At 62.5% G+C, this 15,185-nt stretch carries 17 protein-coding genes; 6 read left to right on the top strand and 11 right to left on the bottom strand.

The genetic code is table 11. The features are described 5' to 3' along the window. The first annotated feature begins 271 nt into the window (after positions 1 to 271). The 3 genes from purB (at position 272) to B5M07_RS07030 (ending at position 2,897) form a co-directional block, all read left to right on the top strand. Entirely contained in the window at positions 272 to 1,576 is a 1,305-nt protein-coding gene (gene purB / locus B5M07_RS07035) for an adenylosuccinate lyase (protein ID WP_120350775.1), read from the top strand. Between the two features lie 74 nt (positions 1,577 to 1,650). Continuing rightward, positions 1,651 to 1,809 carry a hypothetical protein gene (locus B5M07_RS19420; RefSeq protein ID WP_162931827.1) on the top strand — a complete coding sequence of 53 codons (159 nt, stop codon included), beginning with the start codon at positions 1,651 to 1,653 and terminating at the stop codon, positions 1,807 to 1,809. Positions 1,810 to 1,988: 179 nt separating this feature from the next. Next, complete coding sequence (locus tag B5M07_RS07030; RefSeq protein WP_120350774.1) at positions 1,989 to 2,897, top strand: lysophospholipid acyltransferase family protein; 909 nt, start codon at positions 1,989 to 1,991, stop codon at positions 2,895 to 2,897. Positions 2,898 to 2,910: 13 nt separating this feature from the next. On the opposite strand, the gene B5M07_RS07025 is transcribed toward B5M07_RS07030, so the two are convergent. Then, positions 2,911 to 3,621 carry a DUF1223 domain-containing protein gene (locus tag B5M07_RS07025; protein ID WP_120350773.1) on the bottom strand — a complete coding sequence of 237 codons (711 nt, stop codon included), beginning with the start codon at positions 3,619 to 3,621 and terminating at the stop codon, positions 2,911 to 2,913. Between the two features lie 251 nt (positions 3,622 to 3,872). Between B5M07_RS07025 and acnA the strand changes: the two genes are divergently transcribed. The 3 genes from acnA (at position 3,873) to B5M07_RS07010 (ending at position 8,260) form a co-directional block, all read left to right on the top strand. Beyond that, positions 3,873 to 6,647, top strand: coding sequence for an aconitate hydratase AcnA (acnA, locus tag B5M07_RS07020; protein ID WP_120350772.1), 2,775 nt, complete (start codon positions 3,873 to 3,875; stop codon positions 6,645 to 6,647). A gap of 146 nt (positions 6,648 to 6,793) precedes the next feature. Continuing rightward, positions 6,794 to 7,606 carry a hypothetical protein gene (locus B5M07_RS07015; RefSeq protein WP_120350771.1) on the top strand — a complete coding sequence of 271 codons (813 nt, stop codon included), beginning with the start codon at positions 6,794 to 6,796 and terminating at the stop codon, positions 7,604 to 7,606. Positions 7,607 to 7,669: 63 nt separating this feature from the next. Further along, complete coding sequence (locus B5M07_RS07010) at positions 7,670 to 8,260, top strand: NAD(P)H-dependent oxidoreductase (protein WP_120350770.1); 591 nt, start codon at positions 7,670 to 7,672, stop codon at positions 8,258 to 8,260. Here B5M07_RS07010 and B5M07_RS07005 read toward each other — a convergent pair. The 10 genes from B5M07_RS07005 to yajC form a co-directional block, all read right to left on the bottom strand. Further along, positions 8,250 to 8,768 carry a DsbE family thiol:disulfide interchange protein gene (locus B5M07_RS07005; RefSeq protein ID WP_162931897.1) on the bottom strand — a complete coding sequence of 173 codons (519 nt, stop codon included), beginning with the start codon at positions 8,766 to 8,768 and terminating at the stop codon, positions 8,250 to 8,252. The genes B5M07_RS07010 and B5M07_RS07005 overlap by 11 nt on opposite strands. Before the next feature lie 13 nt (positions 8,769 to 8,781). Beyond that, positions 8,782 to 8,937, bottom strand: a complete 156-nt coding sequence (gene ccmD, locus B5M07_RS07000) for a heme exporter protein CcmD (RefSeq protein WP_120350768.1) — start codon at positions 8,935 to 8,937, stop codon at positions 8,782 to 8,784. Further along, positions 8,937 to 9,671, bottom strand: coding sequence for a heme ABC transporter permease (locus B5M07_RS06995; protein ID WP_120350767.1), 735 nt, complete (start codon positions 9,669 to 9,671; stop codon positions 8,937 to 8,939). Before B5M07_RS06995 ends, ccmD begins: the two co-directional genes overlap by 1 nt. A gap of 67 nt (positions 9,672 to 9,738) precedes the next feature. Next, positions 9,739 to 10,395 (bottom strand): heme exporter protein CcmB, encoded by a 657-nt coding sequence (ccmB, locus tag B5M07_RS06990; protein WP_120350766.1) that lies wholly within the window; start codon positions 10,393 to 10,395, stop codon positions 9,739 to 9,741. Then, on the bottom strand, positions 10,392 to 11,003 hold the full coding sequence (gene ccmA / locus B5M07_RS06985; protein ID WP_120350765.1) for a heme ABC exporter ATP-binding protein CcmA: 612 nt from the start codon (positions 11,001 to 11,003) through the stop codon (positions 10,392 to 10,394). Before ccmA ends, ccmB begins: the two co-directional genes overlap by 4 nt. Positions 11,004 to 11,022: 19 nt before the next feature. Further along, a complete protein-coding gene (locus tag B5M07_RS06980) occupies positions 11,023 to 11,376 on the bottom strand; it encodes an Mth938-like domain-containing protein (RefSeq protein WP_120350764.1) in 354 nt (117 codons plus the stop codon). An 18-nt stretch (positions 11,377 to 11,394) separates the two neighbouring features. Beyond that, complete coding sequence (locus B5M07_RS06975; protein ID WP_254693974.1) at positions 11,395 to 12,126, bottom strand: sulfite exporter TauE/SafE family protein; 732 nt, start codon at positions 12,124 to 12,126, stop codon at positions 11,395 to 11,397. A 16-nt stretch (positions 12,127 to 12,142) separates the two neighbouring features. Then, positions 12,143 to 13,111, bottom strand: coding sequence for a protein translocase subunit SecF (secF, locus tag B5M07_RS06970; protein ID WP_120350762.1), 969 nt, complete (start codon positions 13,109 to 13,111; stop codon positions 12,143 to 12,145). Between the two features lies 1 nt (position 13,112). After that, entirely contained in the window at positions 13,113 to 14,762 is a 1,650-nt protein-coding gene (secD, locus tag B5M07_RS06965) for a protein translocase subunit SecD (protein WP_120350761.1), read from the bottom strand. A gap of 35 nt (positions 14,763 to 14,797) precedes the next feature. Continuing rightward, positions 14,798 to 15,076, bottom strand: coding sequence for a preprotein translocase subunit YajC (yajC, locus tag B5M07_RS06960; RefSeq protein WP_067627241.1), 279 nt, complete (start codon positions 15,074 to 15,076; stop codon positions 14,798 to 14,800). Between the last annotated feature and the right edge of the window lie 109 nt (positions 15,077 to 15,185).

The raw sequence follows: 15,185 nt of genomic DNA, 5'->3' as shown, positions 1-15,185 counted from the left end.
CGTCGGCGCCGGGCCATCGCCTGCCCGTACCGTCACGCCGGAGGCGTGCCGAATAATTGCGGTGCACCTGCGGTGCGACGGGCCGGCGATTTGGTGAGGCTGGGCGTCCGTCTTCGAGGTCACCCGAAGGCTGCCCCATTAAGTGGCACGAAGCCACCTGAGCATCGCCACTCCACGGGCAGACACTGACCCGCCCTCCTCACACTTGTCCTTAACCCCAAGTCAGTCTATGCCGCCCCTGACCCATCCCCTGTCCTAAAAAGGTGCGCGCATGATCCCCCGCTACTCCCGTCCCGATATGGTTGCCGTTTGGTCGCCGGAAACGAAATTCCGCATCTGGTTCGAGATCGAGGCCCATGCCTGCGACGCGATGGCCGATCTGGGCACCATCCCGCGCGAGAATGCCGACGCCGTGTGGAAAGCCAAAGACGTTGAATTCGACGTGGCCCGTATCGACGAGATCGAGGCCGTCACCAAACATGACGTCATCGCCTTCCTGACCCACTTGGCCGAACATGTCGGCAGCGACGAAGCGCGTTTCGTGCATCAGGGCATGACCTCGTCGGATGTGCTCGATACCTGTTTCAACGTACAACTGACCCGCGCCGCTGATCTGCTGCTGGTCGGCATGGACAAGCTGCTGGCCGCACTGAAGAAACGCGCGCTTGAGCATAAAGACACCGTCCGCGTCGGCCGCAGCCATGGCATCCACGCCGAGCCTACGACCATGGGCCTGACCTTTGCCCGCTTCTACGCCGAGATGGACCGCAACCGCGCTCGTCTTGTCGCCGCGCGTGAGGAAATCGCCACCGGCGCGATCTCGGGCGCTGTCGGCACTTTCGCCAATATCGACCCGCGCGTCGAAGAGCATGTCTGCGAGAAACTGGGCCTCAACCCTGAGCCGATCTCGACCCAAGTGATCCCGCGCGACCGTCACGCGATGTTCTTTGCCACGCTCGGCGTTATCGCCAGCAGCATCGAAAACGTGGCGACTGAAATCCGCCACATGCAGCGCACCGAAGTACTGGAAGGCGCGGAATTCTTCTCCATGGGGCAAAAAGGTTCTTCGGCCATGCCGCATAAAAAGAACCCCGTGCTGACCGAGAACCTCACCGGGCTTGCCCGTCTGGTGCGCATGGCCGTGGTTCCGGCGATGGAGAACGTAGCACTTTGGCATGAGCGCGATATCTCGCATTCATCCGTCGAGCGTGGCATCGGGCCTGACGCGACTGTCACGCTGGACTTTGCCCTGCACCGTTTGGCAGGGGTGATCGACAAAATGCTCGTCTTCCCCGAGAACATGCTGGAGAACATGAACAAATTCCCCGGTCTGGTGATGAGCCAGCGGGTGCTTCTGGCCCTGACCCAAGCTGGCGTAAGCCGCGAAGACGCCTATTCCATGGTGCAGCGCAACGCGCTGAAAGTCTGGGAAGAACGTCTTGATTTCCGCGAATTGCTGCTCGCCGATGAAGAGGTCGTCGCGGCCTTGGGCGAAGATGGCATTAACGAGAAATTCGACATGGGCTATCACACCAAACATGTCGACACGATCTTCAAGCGCGTCTTCGGCGCGTGATGCGATCATCGTAATGCTTTGAGATTGGCGCGGACGGGTGTACCCTGTCTGCGCCTGTCAAAGGAGCAAACGACATGAAACTCGCACTGACACTCGGCGCCCTTATGGCGCTCACGGCCCCCTCCCTCGCCCTTGCATCGGGCTGCGTTCATGACAAACAGGTCATGACCTGCGCCGAGGGAATGAAACTCGACATCAGCAGCGGCACCTGCGTGCCAGACGCCACCGCCTGAGGTTTTCAACGGCGGCAGGGTTTCTCATTGCTGGATCAGAGGGCCGCGCCCTGGCGGCCCCCGCGGCTGCGACTGCGCGGGCCTTCGACGGCTGACCCCGGCCTATGACGCGCGGGATGGCTTGTTGCGCGGGGCGGCGCAGGCTATGTCAGGAAAACTTTAACAGCCTGTCAGAGCCCATGTCGGACCAAGCCCCCCAAGTCAAAAATCCCTATCCCTTCGGTCGCCGGGCGCGCCATTACCTGAGCAATCTGCTGATCGTCGGGATCATTCGCACGGCTTTGGCCCTGCCCTATAAGGCGCGGCTCAGCTTTGTCGGCAGCTTGGTGCAGCATGTCTTGGCCCCGCTGGCGGGCTACCGCCGCCGCGCGCTTGATAATCTGGAACATGTCTGGCCCGAGATGCCGCTCGCCCGTCGCGAAGAAATCGCCACGCGCTGTCTCAACAACCTTGGCCGGTCTTTCATCGAGAATTACTCGGCCGATGATTTCCCCAAACGCATGGCCGATGCCGAGCCGCGGGGCCCCGGCATGGCGGCGCTGGAGGAGGCCAACCGCAGTGGCCAGCCGGTGATCTTGGTGACCGGGCATTACGGCAATTACGAAGCGGCGCGGGCGTCCCTCGTGGCGCGGGGCTATGACATCGGCGGGCTCTACCGCGAGATGAAGAACCCTTATTTCAACGCGCATTACGTCAAAACGCTCGAAGCCTTCGGTGGGCCGGTGTTTCCGCAAGGGCGGCGCGGCACGGCGGGGTTCGTGCGGCATCTGAAACAGGGCGGTCGGCTGGTGCTGCTGTTTGACCAGCATGTCATCCGCGCGCCGATCCTCGACTTTATCGGCAAACCTGCCCGCACCGCGATCTCGGCGGCAGAGCTGGCGCTGCGCTATGACGCGCTGTTGATCCCGTTCTACGGCATTCGCCAAGACGATGGGGTCAGCTTTGACGTGGTGCTTGAAGCGCCGGTCCCGCATAGCGATCCGATGACTATGACGCAGGCGCTGAACGACAGCCTGACCGCGCAGATCACCAAGACACCTGAGCAGTGGTTCTGGGTTCACCGCCGCTGGCGTCCGCACGAGAAGTAACGGCTGCCGCGGCTTATTTGCTGCGCGCTGCCGCAAGAATCGCGCCCGGACCGCCCTTCTCTTGGCGTTGAATGATCACGACAACAGGCAAATCACCCTCGACCTTCGCGCTCAGCGACAGGGGTGCCGACCCGTCCCAATCGGTTAAGACTTGCCAGTCTTGGACGACATTGCTGTGCTCCATGACATGGCCCGCATTCTCGCCGCGGGTGACCTTGGTCCGCTCCATCGGAGAGTAGCGCAGCATGTGCACATGCATCGGCTCTGATGTCGTGGCCAACGGCTCCGCTTCAATTTGAACGGCATCGCCTGAGCGGCTGATCGCCAGCGCTACGCGCGGCGTGGCCTCAGCGTGTTTCTCGACCGCGTCCATCAGCTTCATCGGTTTGGCGCCCACAATGTCGGTCTGCCCCTGCACGATCAGCTCCGGCGTATAGACACTGCGCCGCCCGCCCACGGCGGCATAGGCGCGCTGGCGCTCGGCATGGGCCGGGTCGCCAAAGGGGTCTTCCCAACCGATATAATCCCAGTAATCCACGTGCAGCGCCAAGGCGATAATGTCGTCCCGATCGGCCAATTCGGCGAGCATTTCATCGGCGGCGGGACAAGAGGAACAGCCCTGAGAGGTAAAGAGTTCGACCACCACAGGCTGATCCTGCTCGGCCTGCAACGGGGCGGCCAGCAGCGAAAACGCGGCGAGAACGGGATAAATCAGGGGCTTCATAAAATTCCAGACGGATCAATATCGCGGTGATGGCATTGGTCTAACGGCTTGGTGGCTGAAACACCAATCAACCTTTGTTGAGACGCCCGTTAGCGCCCCCAGCGGGCTTTGCGCAGACTGCCCCCTTTAATCTCGGTACACAATGGTATACAAAATCGTCCGAACCCGCTTGATAACAGTTGAACCGCCGCGCCTCTAGTGGCATTGAGACGGCAATCTAGCCACCCATCAGACCCCGAAGGGAGCCCGCCATGACGATCCAAGTTGGTCACGACAGTGCCAAGACCCGCAAGACCCTCTCCGTTGGCAGCCAGAAAGTCGCCTATTACTCCATCCCCGCCGCCGAGGCCGCGGGCTTGGGCGATTTCTCCAAATTGCCAGCGGCGCTGAAAGTCGTTCTGGAAAACATGCTGCGTTTCGAGGACGGCAAGACCGTCACTCAGGACGATATCAAGGCATTTGCCGAATGGGCGACCAAAGGCGGCAAGAACCCCCGTGAAATCGCCTACCGTCCGGCCCGCGTGCTGATGCAGGACTTCACCGGTGTTCCAGCCGTTGTTGACCTTGCCGCGATGCGCGATGGTCTAGTGGCCTTGGGCGGCGACGCCGACAAGATCAACCCGCTGAACCCCGTTGATCTCGTCATCGACCACTCCGTCATGATCGACGAATTCGGCAACCCGCGCGCGTTCCAGATGAACGTCGACCGCGAATATGAGCGCAACATTGAGCGTTATACCTTCCTCAAGTGGGGCCAAAAGGCGTTTAACAACTTCCGCGTTGTGCCCCCCGGCACCGGTATCTGCCACCAGGTGAACCTTGAGTATCTCAGCCAGACCGTTTGGACCGACAAGGACCAAAACGGCGAGGAAGTCGCCTACCCCGACACGCTCGTCGGCACCGACAGCCACACCACCATGGTCAACGGCGCTGCCGTTCTGGGCTGGGGTGTCGGCGGGATCGAGGCCGAAGCCGCGATGCTGGGCCAGCCGATCTCTATGTTGATCCCCGAGGTCATCGGCTTTGAGCTGACAGGCCGCATGATGGAAGGCACCACCGGCACCGACCTCGTGTTGAAGGTCGTTGAAATGCTGCGCGAAAAAGGCGTGGTCAGCAAATTCGTCGAATTCTACGGCGAAGGTTTGGATCACCTGCCGCTGGCAGACCGCGCGACCATCGCCAACATGGCCCCCGAATACGGTGCCACCTGTGGGTTCTTCCCGATCGACGACGAGACCCTGCGTTACCTGACCAACACAGGCCGCGACAAGGATCGTGTGGCGCTGGTCAAAGCCTATGCCCAAGAGAACGGCATGTGGCGCGATGCGAACTATGCGCCGGTCTACACCGACACGCTGTCGCTCGACATGGGCACCATCGTGCCTGCGATTTCCGGCCCCAAACGCCCGCAGGATTACATCGCTCTCGACAGTGCGCACACTGCATTCGCCGAATACGTCAAAGGCATCCGCGAAGGCAAAGACACTTCGGCCAACTCGGAAATCCGTTGGGAAGGCGAAGGCGGCCAGCCCGAGCCGCGCGACATCCCCGGTGACGAAGGCCACCACAACCGCGGCTATGTCGCCACGGATGATGGCAACTACCAGCTGCACGACGGCTCCATCGTGATCGCCTCGATCACGTCCTGCACCAACACCTCGAACCCCTACGTCATGATCGGCGCGGGCCTCGTGGCACGCAAAGCGCGTGAATTGGGCCTGACCCGCAAACCTTGGGTCAAGACATCGCTGGCGCCGGGCTCGCAGGTCGTGTCGCATTACCTTGAGGCCGCTGGCCTGCAAGAAGACCTTGATGCGATTGGCTTCAACCTCGTGGGCTATGGCTGCACCACCTGCATCGGCAACTCCGGCCCGCTGGAAGCGCCGATCAGCAAGGCGATCAACGATTATGACCTGATCGGCACCTCGGTCCTCTCAGGCAACCGTAACTTCGAAGGCCGGATCAGCCCTGATGTACGTGCCAACTACCTCGCCTCCCCGCCCCTCGTGGTGGCCTATGCGCTGGTGGGTGACATGAACCACGACCTGACAAACAGCCCGCTGGGTCAGGACAAGAACGGCAACGACGTCTACCTGAAAGACATCTGGCCCTCGACGCAGGAAGTCGCTGAACTGGTCGAACAGACCGTGACGCGCGAAGCCTTCCAAGAGAAATACGCCGATGTCTTCAAAGGCGACGAAAAGTGGCAGTCGGTCGAAACCACAGACAGCAAGACCTACGACTGGCCGCCGACCTCGACCTACGTCCAGAACCCGCCCTACTTCCAAGGCATGTCGCCAGAGCCGGGCGTGATCTCCAACATCGACGGCGCGAAAGTGCTGGCGGTGCTGGGTGACATGATCACCACCGACCACATCTCGCCGGCTGGTTCTTTCAAAGAAACCACCCCTGCGGGTCAGTACCTGACAGAGCGTCAGGTGCCGGTGCGGGAGTTCAATTCCTACGGTTCGCGTCGCGGTAACCACGAAGTCATGATGCGCGGCACCTTCGCCAACATCCGCATCAAGAACGAGATGCTGGACGGCGTTGAGGGCGGCTATACCAAAGGCCCCGATGGCGCGCAGACCTCGATCTTTGATGCCGCCATGGCGCATCAGGAAAACGGCACCCCGCTGGTGATCTTCGGTGGCGAACAGTACGGCGCGGGCTCCTCGCGTGACTGGGCCGCCAAGGGCACAGCCCTGCTGGGTGTGAAGGCCGTGATCGCCGAGAGCTTCGAGCGTATCCACCGCTCCAACCTCGTCGGCATGGGCGTCATCCCGTTTGAGTTTACCGGCGGCGACACCCGCAAATCGCTGGGCCTGACCGGCGAAGAAACCGTGTCGATCAGCGGGTTGGACACGATCAAGCCGCTGCAGGAAGTGCCCTGCACGATCACAATGGCCGATGGCAGCACCAAAGAGATCACGCTGAAGTGCCGCATCGATACCGCGATTGAGATCGAATACATCGAACACGGCGGCGTGCTGCACTACGTGCTGCGCAACTTGGCGAAATCGGCCTAAGCGCCGATAGCCCTCGCGAACTGATCCAAGGAGCGGCCCCCCAGCGGGCCGCTCCTTTTCTTTTTGCCCCAAGCCCCTGCGCGGGAACCTGCCTGCCGATCACGGGTTGCCCCTGTAAGACGATCGCGTTCGGGGAAGGCAAAGCAATGATAGCAGGTTACGCGCTTGGCGCTTTGGGCGCGCTGATCCTAGCTATCGTGCTGCTGGACTTTCTCTATACCGCCATCGGTGCCGCCCCTGTCGCGCCCTTGTCGGAGCGGGTTGCACGGGCGGCGTTCTTCGTCTTTTCCAAAATCATGCCAGAGGGCAACGCCCGCCACCGCCTCTCTGGCCCGGTGGTGATGACAGCCATTGCGGTGACGTGGATCATACTCGTCTCGCTTGGCTGGACCTTGGTCTTTCAGATAAGCCGCGAGGCCGTGGTGATGACCGAAAGCGAACGCCCGGCGGGCTTTCTGCGCGATTTCGCATTCGTCGGCCATCTGCTCTCAACCCTCGGCGGCGGGCCGTTTCAGACCGAAAACCCCTTTTGGCTGGTGCTATCGGTCCTTGCCGGGGTCAACGGTATGGTGATCCTCACGCTGTCGGTCAGCTTTGTGCTGTCGACCACCACCACCGTGGCCCAAGCGCGCGGGCTGCTGACCAAAGCGTCCATGTTTGCAGCCGATAGCAACGAGATGAACACCATCATCCTGCCTGAGCTTGCCGATCTGGTGTCGAACCTCAACGCGATGCAATTCGCGCTCTACTACAGTGCCGAACACCCTGCCCGCCGCGTGCCCGCGGCGATGGTCGAGTTGGCCCAGCGGGTCGCACCCTACCCCGAACAGATGCGCCGCCTGCGCATCGCACTAGAGCCGCTGCCCGATTTTACCGCGCCTGAGGGCACCTTGGATCAACTGACCGATGCGCAGTTCATCGCCCGACTGCGAGACTGGGCGCGGCAGTATTCGCTTTGAGCGGGAGGAACAGAACACCCTGCGAGCCGTTGATCTTGACGCACCCAAGCGAAAGGACACCTCATGAGCCCGAAAATCACCGTTCTTTTCTATTCCACCTATGGCACAAACCACGCCATCGCTGAGGAAGCCGCCCGCGCCGCCAAAGAGGCAGGCGCCGAGGTTCGCCTCCGCCGCTGTACCGAAACCGCCCCAAGAGCCGTTGTCGACGGACAAGATGCGTGGCGCGAACAGTTGGACAAGATGAAAGACATTCCCGAGGCCAAGCCCGAAGACATGGAATGGGCCGACGGCTATTTCATCTCTGTCCCGACGCGCTTTGGCGTCGCCGCCAGCCAGTTCCGCGCCTTTATCGACACGTTGGGGCCGCAGTGGCAATCAGGCGCGCTGGCCAATAAAGCGGTCACCGCGACAACCTCTGCCCAGAACCCCCACGGGGGCCAAGAGACCACACTCCAATCGATCTATGTCACTGCGATGCACTGGGGCGCGATCATCGTGCCGCCGGGCTATGCCGATGGGGTGAAGTTCGAGGACGGCGGCAACCCTTACGGCTATTCCTGCGAGCCCGGCCCGATGGGTGAAACGGGCAAGAAATCCGTCGCCTTTCAGGCCAAACGTCTGGTCGAATTCGCAGGCAAGATCAGCGGCTAAGCGCGTCTTGCAATGCCGGGAGGAACCGCTGCTCGTAATCGCTGCCGACCAGCGGCCCGGCAAATCGGAACAGCACCGTCCCGTCACCGCCAACGATGAACGTCTCTGGCGGGGCGGTCACGCCCCAGTCGATCGCCACCCGCCCTTGGGGGTCGAAACCAACCCCGGCAAAGGGGCTTTTTTCGTCTTCCAGATAGGCGCTGGCGTTCTTCTCGGTATCCTTGAAATTCACGCCGATGATGTTCATCCCCTCGGCCTGCAATTCCAGCAGCTTGGGATGCTCAGCACGGCAGGGCGGGCACCAGCTTGCCCAGAAATTCACAAGGCTCACCTCCCCCCCGCGCAGCATGTCGTCGGTGGCCTGCGGATAGCCGGGCAACGCGGCCTCGGGCATGGCGGGCGCCTGTTTGCCAACCAGCGTAGAGGGCAGCCCCTCAGGGTCATCGCGGTACATGCCGACCGCCGCCAGCGCCACGAAGGCCGCGAAGATCAGCGGCGGGGCGATCATCATGGGAGAGAGTTTAGCCACGGCGTCCGGCCTCCGCTTCGACCTCTTCCAAAGCGCAGCGTGCCGCCCGGCCCCGCAGCAGGGTCAGCCCCACCAATGCGGCCAACAGCAGCAGCGACACCCCATAGGCCGAGAGCACCTCGGCCGCATATTTTCCAAGTTCCGGCATCACGCCCCCCTGTTCATCCGCGCCCGCAGCGCCGCCGTGCGGCGCAGGCGAATTTCGGTGCCCGTGCGGTAGACCACCAGCGCCAGAAACAGCAGGCCGAAGCCGATCATCGCCAGCACCAAAGGATAGAAAAATACATCCGCCACGCTGCGGTTGCCCGTGGCCACGGGGATCGACGTGCCCTGATGCAGCCCTTGGTTCCAAAACTGCACCGCATAGCGCGACAGCACCGCAAAGACCGAGCCCACAAGGCAGAGGACCGATGTCAGATCGGCAGCGATGTCTGGGTCTTCGACCGCCTGCCACAGCGCGATATAGCCAAGGTAGAACAAAAACAGGATCAGAAACGACGTCAGCCGCGGATCCCACGCCCACCATGTGCCCCACATCGGCTGACCCCAGATCGCCCCCGTCACAAGCGCGATTAACGTCATGACCAGCCCCACGGGGGCCGCGGCCTTGGCCGCCAAGGCGCTGACGTGGTGCCGACGGATCAGCCAGATCAACGAGGCGACCAGCATCATGAACCATGCGTTGATCGCCATCAGGGCGGCAGGCACATGCAAATAGATGATCTTGACCGTGCTGCCTTGGCGCGCGTCATCGGGCGTGCCGAAGAACCCCCAGAGCAGGCCGAGGCTTACAAAAACAGCCGCAAGCGCCCAAAGCACAGGCTGCACACGCTCTGAAAGCGCAAGGAATTTGACCGGGTTTGCGTATTGCCAAAGGGACATGCGGACTACCTATCGCGCGGGTGGGTGGTGCTCAATGCACAAATACTTGGGGCACGATTTCTTGGGGTCATCGCAACCCCATCCGAAGCACCGCCGCTGCGGCAAATGGCATCAAGGCCAGAACGGCCAGCGTCAGCCCCGCCAGCATGAAAAGCGGTGTGCTGGCATCCAGCCCCGCCGCCCCGCGCCGCGCGACCTCGGCGCCGAAGATCAGCGTGGGGATATAAAGCGGCAGTACCAGCAGGGACAGCAACAGCCCGCCGCGTTTGATCCCCACCGTCAGCGCCGCGCCGAACATGCCGATAACCGAGAGCGCAGGCGTGCCGAGTGCGAGCGAGGCCAGCAGCCACAGATGACCGGGCGCCGCGAGTTGCAGCATCACCCCAAGGAAAGGCGCCGCCAGCACCAGCGGCAATCCCGTGGTTAGCCAATGCGCCAAAGCCTTGATCGCCAGCGCCCCTTCGAGGGGCAAAGGTGCGGTGAGCAGCAGTTCGAGAGAGCCGTCTTCGAGGTCGAGCGCCAGCAGACGGTCGAGCGACAATAGGCAGGCCAACAGCGCCCCGAGCCAGAGCACACCGGGGGCAATCGCCTTGAGCAGCGTGGCCTCTGGCCCAACGCTAAAGGGCACCAGCATCGTCACGATCAAAAAAAACGCCAGCCCAAGGCCAAAGCCTCCGCCCGCGCGCAGCGCCAGCCGCAAGTCCCGCAGCAACAGCGCCTTCATAGGAACGCCGCGTCGCTGGCGCCGAAATTGGCATCGGGGGCCGCGCGAAATGCGCTGATATCAAGCACGCGGGCATCGACCCCCAGATCAATATGCGTGGCCATCAGCGCCGATCCCCCCGCCGCGAGATGCCCGCGCAGAACGCTGCCGAACAGCGCCACGGCATCCGCATCGAGCGAAACCGTCGGCTCGTCCAACACCCAAATCGGCCGCCCAGTCACCAACAGCCGCGCCAGCCCCAACCGTCGCTTTTGCCCGGCAGACAGCGTTCCTGCCAAACGGTCGGCCAAGGGGCGCAGCGCATAGCCATCAAGCGCCTCAGCAATATCTGTGTTACCAAAGACTTGCGCCCAAAAGCTCAGGTTTTCCCGGACCGTCAGCATGGATTTCAGCCCATCCGCATGAGCGGCATAGGCCACACGGTCCGCTGACCCGTCGATCCGTCCCGACAGCGGCGCTTGCAGCCCCGCAATGCAGCGCAGCAGCGTCGTCTTGCCCGCCCCGTTGGGGCCGCGCAGCACCAAAGCCTCCCCCGCGGCCAGTGCGAAGGATACGCCCGCAAGCACAGGCACCCCGCCGCGCGCCACGCTGAGATCGCTTATTTGCACCGGCGTCGCCGCTCCGCCTTCAGACCGGCAAGAGGGCCAGTGCGATGCGCCGCCCCTCGCTCAGCAAGATGTTATAGGTGCGGCAGGCGGCGGGGGACGACATGACCTCGACCCCCAGACCAGCCTCCTCCAGCGTTTCACGGAGGTCGTCGGGGATATGCGCCACGTCCGGCCCGGTGCCGAGGAAGACCACATCGACCTTGCCCGCCAGCGCCAACACCGGCGCGGGATCAGCCAGACCGCCCCAGCCTGTGATGCCGTCGGGGCCGATCACTTGCGGCCCTTGCACAACCTCTCCGCCAATGCGGAAAAAGCCGGGGCCGTAGCCGTCGATCGGTTTGGCGTCGGTATAGGTGATCTCATTCAATCGCATGTCATGTCCCTCTCAGGCTCAGGTATTCCACAGCGGCAGGCCAAGGATAGCCGATGCGGCGATGACGATATAGGCCACCGCGCGAAAAAGCCGCTCTCGGCCCGGATCAAATAGCCGCGCCCCGACGATATTGGCGATGACATTCGGCACCCCGGCCAAGAGGCCCAGCATCAGCACCGGCCAGACCACCTGCCCCGTCGCTGCCAGCATCGCAAAAAGCATCAGGTCGAGCCCCAGAAGATAGAGCAGGAAATTGGCACGGATCACCGCAGCGGGCCGCCGGCTGGCCATATAGAGCAGGATCACCGGCGGCCCGGCGATGCCCGCAAAACCGGTCATGAAGCCGCCCAAAGCGCCAGTTGCCGTCACCAGCTTCGCGCTCAGCGGCCCATGATAGCGCCAGCCCGCCAGCAGCAGCGCCAAAAGCCCCAGAACCACGCCGGAAACGATCCAGCCAAAGCCCTCGGGCGACATCAGCGACAGCCCCCAGAGCCCCAGCGGCATCCCGATCAGCACGCCCAGCAGTAGCCGCCCCACTTCACGGGGGGCACCTTCGCGCAGGGCATCAGGGAAGTTTGGCAGGGGGCCGATCAACTCGGCAGCGGTCATGAACAGGATCGCTTCGACCGGAGAGAGCACAGAGGCCGCCGCCGGCATGATAATCATGGCGGAGCCAAATCCCGCAAAGCCGCGGACCAGCCCCGCCACGATCACGGCCAGCGCAAGCCAAGCCACCCCGGGGGTGGCCATGGCCTGCGCCAGCAGGTCAGGCATCAATATTGGCGAATTGTGTGCCCGCGCCCGCGTCGGGCTTGGACCAGTCGCGTTTCACGCCAAGGTACAGCACCACATTCTTGGCCACATAGACCGAGGAATAGGTGCCGACGATCACGCCCCATGTAATCGCAAAGACAAAGGCCCGGATCACATCGCCGCCCAAGATCAGCAGCGCGATCAGCGCCAGCAGCGTGGTGCCCGAGGTCATCAGTGTCCGGCTGAGCGTCTCGTTCACGCTGAGGTTCATCACCTCACGCAGAGGGCGCTTTTTGTATTTGCGCAGGTTCTCCCGCAGCCGGTCAAAGATCACCACCGTATCGTTGATCGAATAGCCAATGATCGTCAGGATCGCGGCCACCACCGGCAGGTCGAAACGGATTTGCAGGATCGAGAACAGGCCGATCGTCAGCACAACGTCATGGAACAGCGCCACCACCGCGCCCACCGAGAACTGCCATTCGAACCGCAACCAGATGTAGATGAGGATCGCCGCCAGCGCCCCGCCCACGGCGAGGAACGCCGTCTGGATCAGCTCGCCCGAGACCTTGGGCCCAACGGATTCCACCGATGTGAACTTGATGTCGGGGGACACGCCTTGCAGCGCGGCCTCGATGGTTTGGATGGTTTCCGTGGTCGCCGCTTCTTGGCCCTCTTGGGCCTGCACGCGGATCATCGCCACATGGCGATCCGCGCCGAAACCGGGGTCAAAGACCTCGGAAATCGTCACGTCGCCCAGTTCCAAGGGGCCGAGGGCATCGCGGTAAGCGCCCACGTCGATGGCCTCAGAGCTTTCGGTTCGCAGCGTGGTGCCGCCGCGGAAGTCGATGCCAAAGTTCAGCCCCATCACACCCCAAGCGATCAGCGACAGGATCATCGCCACCACAGACGCGCCAAAGGTGATCTTGGCATAGCCGAAGAAATCGAAGTTCGTGTTGTCGGGTACCAGCTTCAGTCGCATGTCAAACCTCGATTGTCTTGGGACGGCGGCGTTCAAACCAGATCACCACCAGCAAGCGGGTGACGAAGAAGGCGGTGAAGACCGATGTCATGATGCCCAGTCCCAGCGTTACGGCGAAGCCGCGCACCGGGCCAGAGCCTAGGGCAAAGAGGATGACCGCCACGATGAAGGTCGTGATGTTGGCATCCAGAATGGCGCTGAGTGCGCGCTCATAGCCCAGCGAGATCGCCCGCGCGGCTCCCTTGGCGTTGCGTTGCTCTTCGCGGATACGCTCAAAGATCAGCACGTTGGCATCCACCGCCATGCCGACCGTCAGCACGATCCCGGCAATGCCCGGCAGGGTCAGCGTGGCCCCGATCAGGCTCAGCAGGCCAAAGATCAGCCCGACGTTGATGATCAGCGCAATATTGGCGAAGAACCCGAAGAGCCCATAAGACGCCCACATGAAGAACAGCACAGCGGCAAAGGCCACCATGGTCGCGATCTTGCCCGCGTCGATGCTGTCTTGGCCCAGTTCCGGCCCGATGGTGCGTTCTTCGACAAAGCTCAGCCCCGCAGGCAGGGCCCCGGCGCGCAGCAGCACGGCAAGGTTGGTGCTTTCCTCGACCGAGAAGCGCCCGGTGATGATGCCTGAGCCGCCGGGAATATGGCTTTGGATGGTCGGCGCGCTGATGACTTCATCGTCAAGCACGATGGCAAAAGGCGAGCCGATGTTCTCGGCCGTGTAGTCCCCGAATTTGCGCGCACCGGAGGTGTCAAAGCGGAAGGACACGGCAGGTGCGCCGTTCTGATCAAAGCTTGGCTGCGCGTCGACGAGTTGCTCGCCGGTGACGACGGGGGCGGTTTCGATCGTGTAGAACACGCCCTCTTCATCCGCCGCCGGCAGGATCGCGTTGCCGATGCCGGGGTTGTCGTTTTCATTGGAGCCACGGTTGACCACCGGGTTGAAGGTCAGCTGCGCCGTGGTGCCGATGATCGCCTTCAACTCGGCAGCAGAGCCAATGCCCGGCACCTGAATCAGAATGCGGTCTGCACCCTGACGCTGGATCGTCGGCTCGCGGGTGCCGACTTCGTCGATGCGGCGGCGCACAATTTCGAGGCTCTGCTGCATGGTGCGCTCATCGGTGGCCTGCATTTCGGCCTCCGACAGGGTGATTGTGATGACGCCATCAGCGCCGCTCACGTCGATGTCGCTGCCGCCTGCCCCGGTCACCGTGGTGACGGGACGTGCCAGATCACGGGTGATCTGCAGCGCTTCGGCCATTTTCGACGGATCATTCAGACGGACCCGCAATTCCCCCGCTGGCGCTTCTTCGCGCCGGACCGGGGTCAGGCTGCGCAGGGCATCGCGGACCTCAGGCCATTGGGCTTCCATCCGCGAGGCATAGACATCGGCCAGTTGCACTTCGGCCAGCAGATGCGCGCCGCCGCGCAGATCAAGGCCAAGGTTCACCAACCCCGAGGGCATCCATTCAGGCCAAAGCGCGCGCTGCGCTTCCAGTTCGGGCGTGCTGCCCTGAACTTCGATGGCCGCAACGGCGTCATTGTGCTTTTCAACAGGAGCGTAAAAGGCATTGGGAAGCGCCAGCCAAAGCCCTGCCAAACAGGTCAGGACAATGACAATCCGCTTCCACAGATCAATCTGTAGCATAGTTCCGCCTTTGGGTTGCGGCCTCGGGGTAGGGTTTATTTCGCCGGTTCGGTCTTGGAAACGACGGTCGCGATGGTGGCCTGCACCACGCGAATTTTCACGCCTTCGGCGATTTCCACCTCAAGCTCGCCGTCGTCTTTGACCTTGGAGACCTTGCCGATGATCCCGCCTTGGGTGACGACCTGATCGCCGCGGCGCAGGCCGGCCACCATGGCCTGATGTTCTTTGGCCTTCTTCTGCTGCGGGCGGATGAGCAGAAAATACATGATCGCGAAGATCAGGATCAGCGGCACAAATTGCTGGATGCCTTCCATGGGGGTCGTCCTTTTCGATGGGTATTGGGCCGCAGGATGGGCCCTGAGAATTTGGCCAGAACCTATGCGCGGCGGCAGCGGGGTGCAAGGTGGAAAGCCGCCGCCGCAT

The sequence above is a fragment of the Sulfitobacter sp. D7 genome, assembly GCF_003611275.1.
GTDB lineage: Bacteria > Pseudomonadota > Alphaproteobacteria > Rhodobacterales > Rhodobacteraceae > Sulfitobacter > Sulfitobacter profundi.
Note: the sequence above shows the minus strand (reverse complement) of the source record. Positions and strands in the feature narration are given on the sequence as shown.

Bases quoted from the DNA above. Each gene is read 5' to 3' on its own strand.
- purB (WP_120350775.1), top strand. From the start codon at position 272: ATGATCCCCCGCTACTCCCGTCCCGATATGGTTGCCGTTTGGTCGCCG.
- B5M07_RS19420 (WP_162931827.1), top strand. From the start codon at position 1,651: ATGAAACTCGCACTGACACTCGGCGCCCTTATGGCGCTCACGGCCCCC.
- B5M07_RS07030 (WP_120350774.1), top strand. From the start codon at position 1,989: ATGTCGGACCAAGCCCCCCAAGTCAAAAATCCCTATCCCTTCGGTCGC.
- B5M07_RS07025 (WP_120350773.1), bottom strand. From the start codon at position 3,621: ATGAAGCCCCTGATTTATCCCGTTCTCGCCGCGTTTTCGCTGCTGGCC.
- acnA (WP_120350772.1), top strand. From the start codon at position 3,873: ATGACGATCCAAGTTGGTCACGACAGTGCCAAGACCCGCAAGACCCTC.
- B5M07_RS07015 (WP_120350771.1), top strand. From the start codon at position 6,794: ATGATAGCAGGTTACGCGCTTGGCGCTTTGGGCGCGCTGATCCTAGCT.
- B5M07_RS07010 (WP_120350770.1), top strand. From the start codon at position 7,670: ATGAGCCCGAAAATCACCGTTCTTTTCTATTCCACCTATGGCACAAAC.
- B5M07_RS07005 (WP_162931897.1), bottom strand. From the start codon at position 8,768: ATGATCGCCCCGCCGCTGATCTTCGCGGCCTTCGTGGCGCTGGCGGCG.
- ccmD (WP_120350768.1), bottom strand. From the start codon at position 8,937: ATGCCGGAACTTGGAAAATATGCGGCCGAGGTGCTCTCGGCCTATGGG.
- B5M07_RS06995 (WP_120350767.1), bottom strand. From the start codon at position 9,671: ATGTCCCTTTGGCAATACGCAAACCCGGTCAAATTCCTTGCGCTTTCA.
- ccmB (WP_120350766.1), bottom strand. From the start codon at position 10,395: ATGAAGGCGCTGTTGCTGCGGGACTTGCGGCTGGCGCTGCGCGCGGGC.
- B5M07_RS06980 (WP_120350764.1), bottom strand. From the start codon at position 11,376: ATGCGATTGAATGAGATCACCTATACCGACGCCAAACCGATCGACGGC.
- B5M07_RS06975 (WP_254693974.1), bottom strand. From the start codon at position 12,126: ATGGCCACCCCCGGGGTGGCTTGGCTTGCGCTGGCCGTGATCGTGGCG.
- secF (WP_120350762.1), bottom strand. From the start codon at position 13,111: ATGCGACTGAAGCTGGTACCCGACAACACGAACTTCGATTTCTTCGGC.
- secD (WP_120350761.1), bottom strand. From the start codon at position 14,762: ATGCTACAGATTGATCTGTGGAAGCGGATTGTCATTGTCCTGACCTGT.
- yajC (WP_067627241.1), bottom strand. From the start codon at position 15,076: ATGGAAGGCATCCAGCAATTTGTGCCGCTGATCCTGATCTTCGCGATC.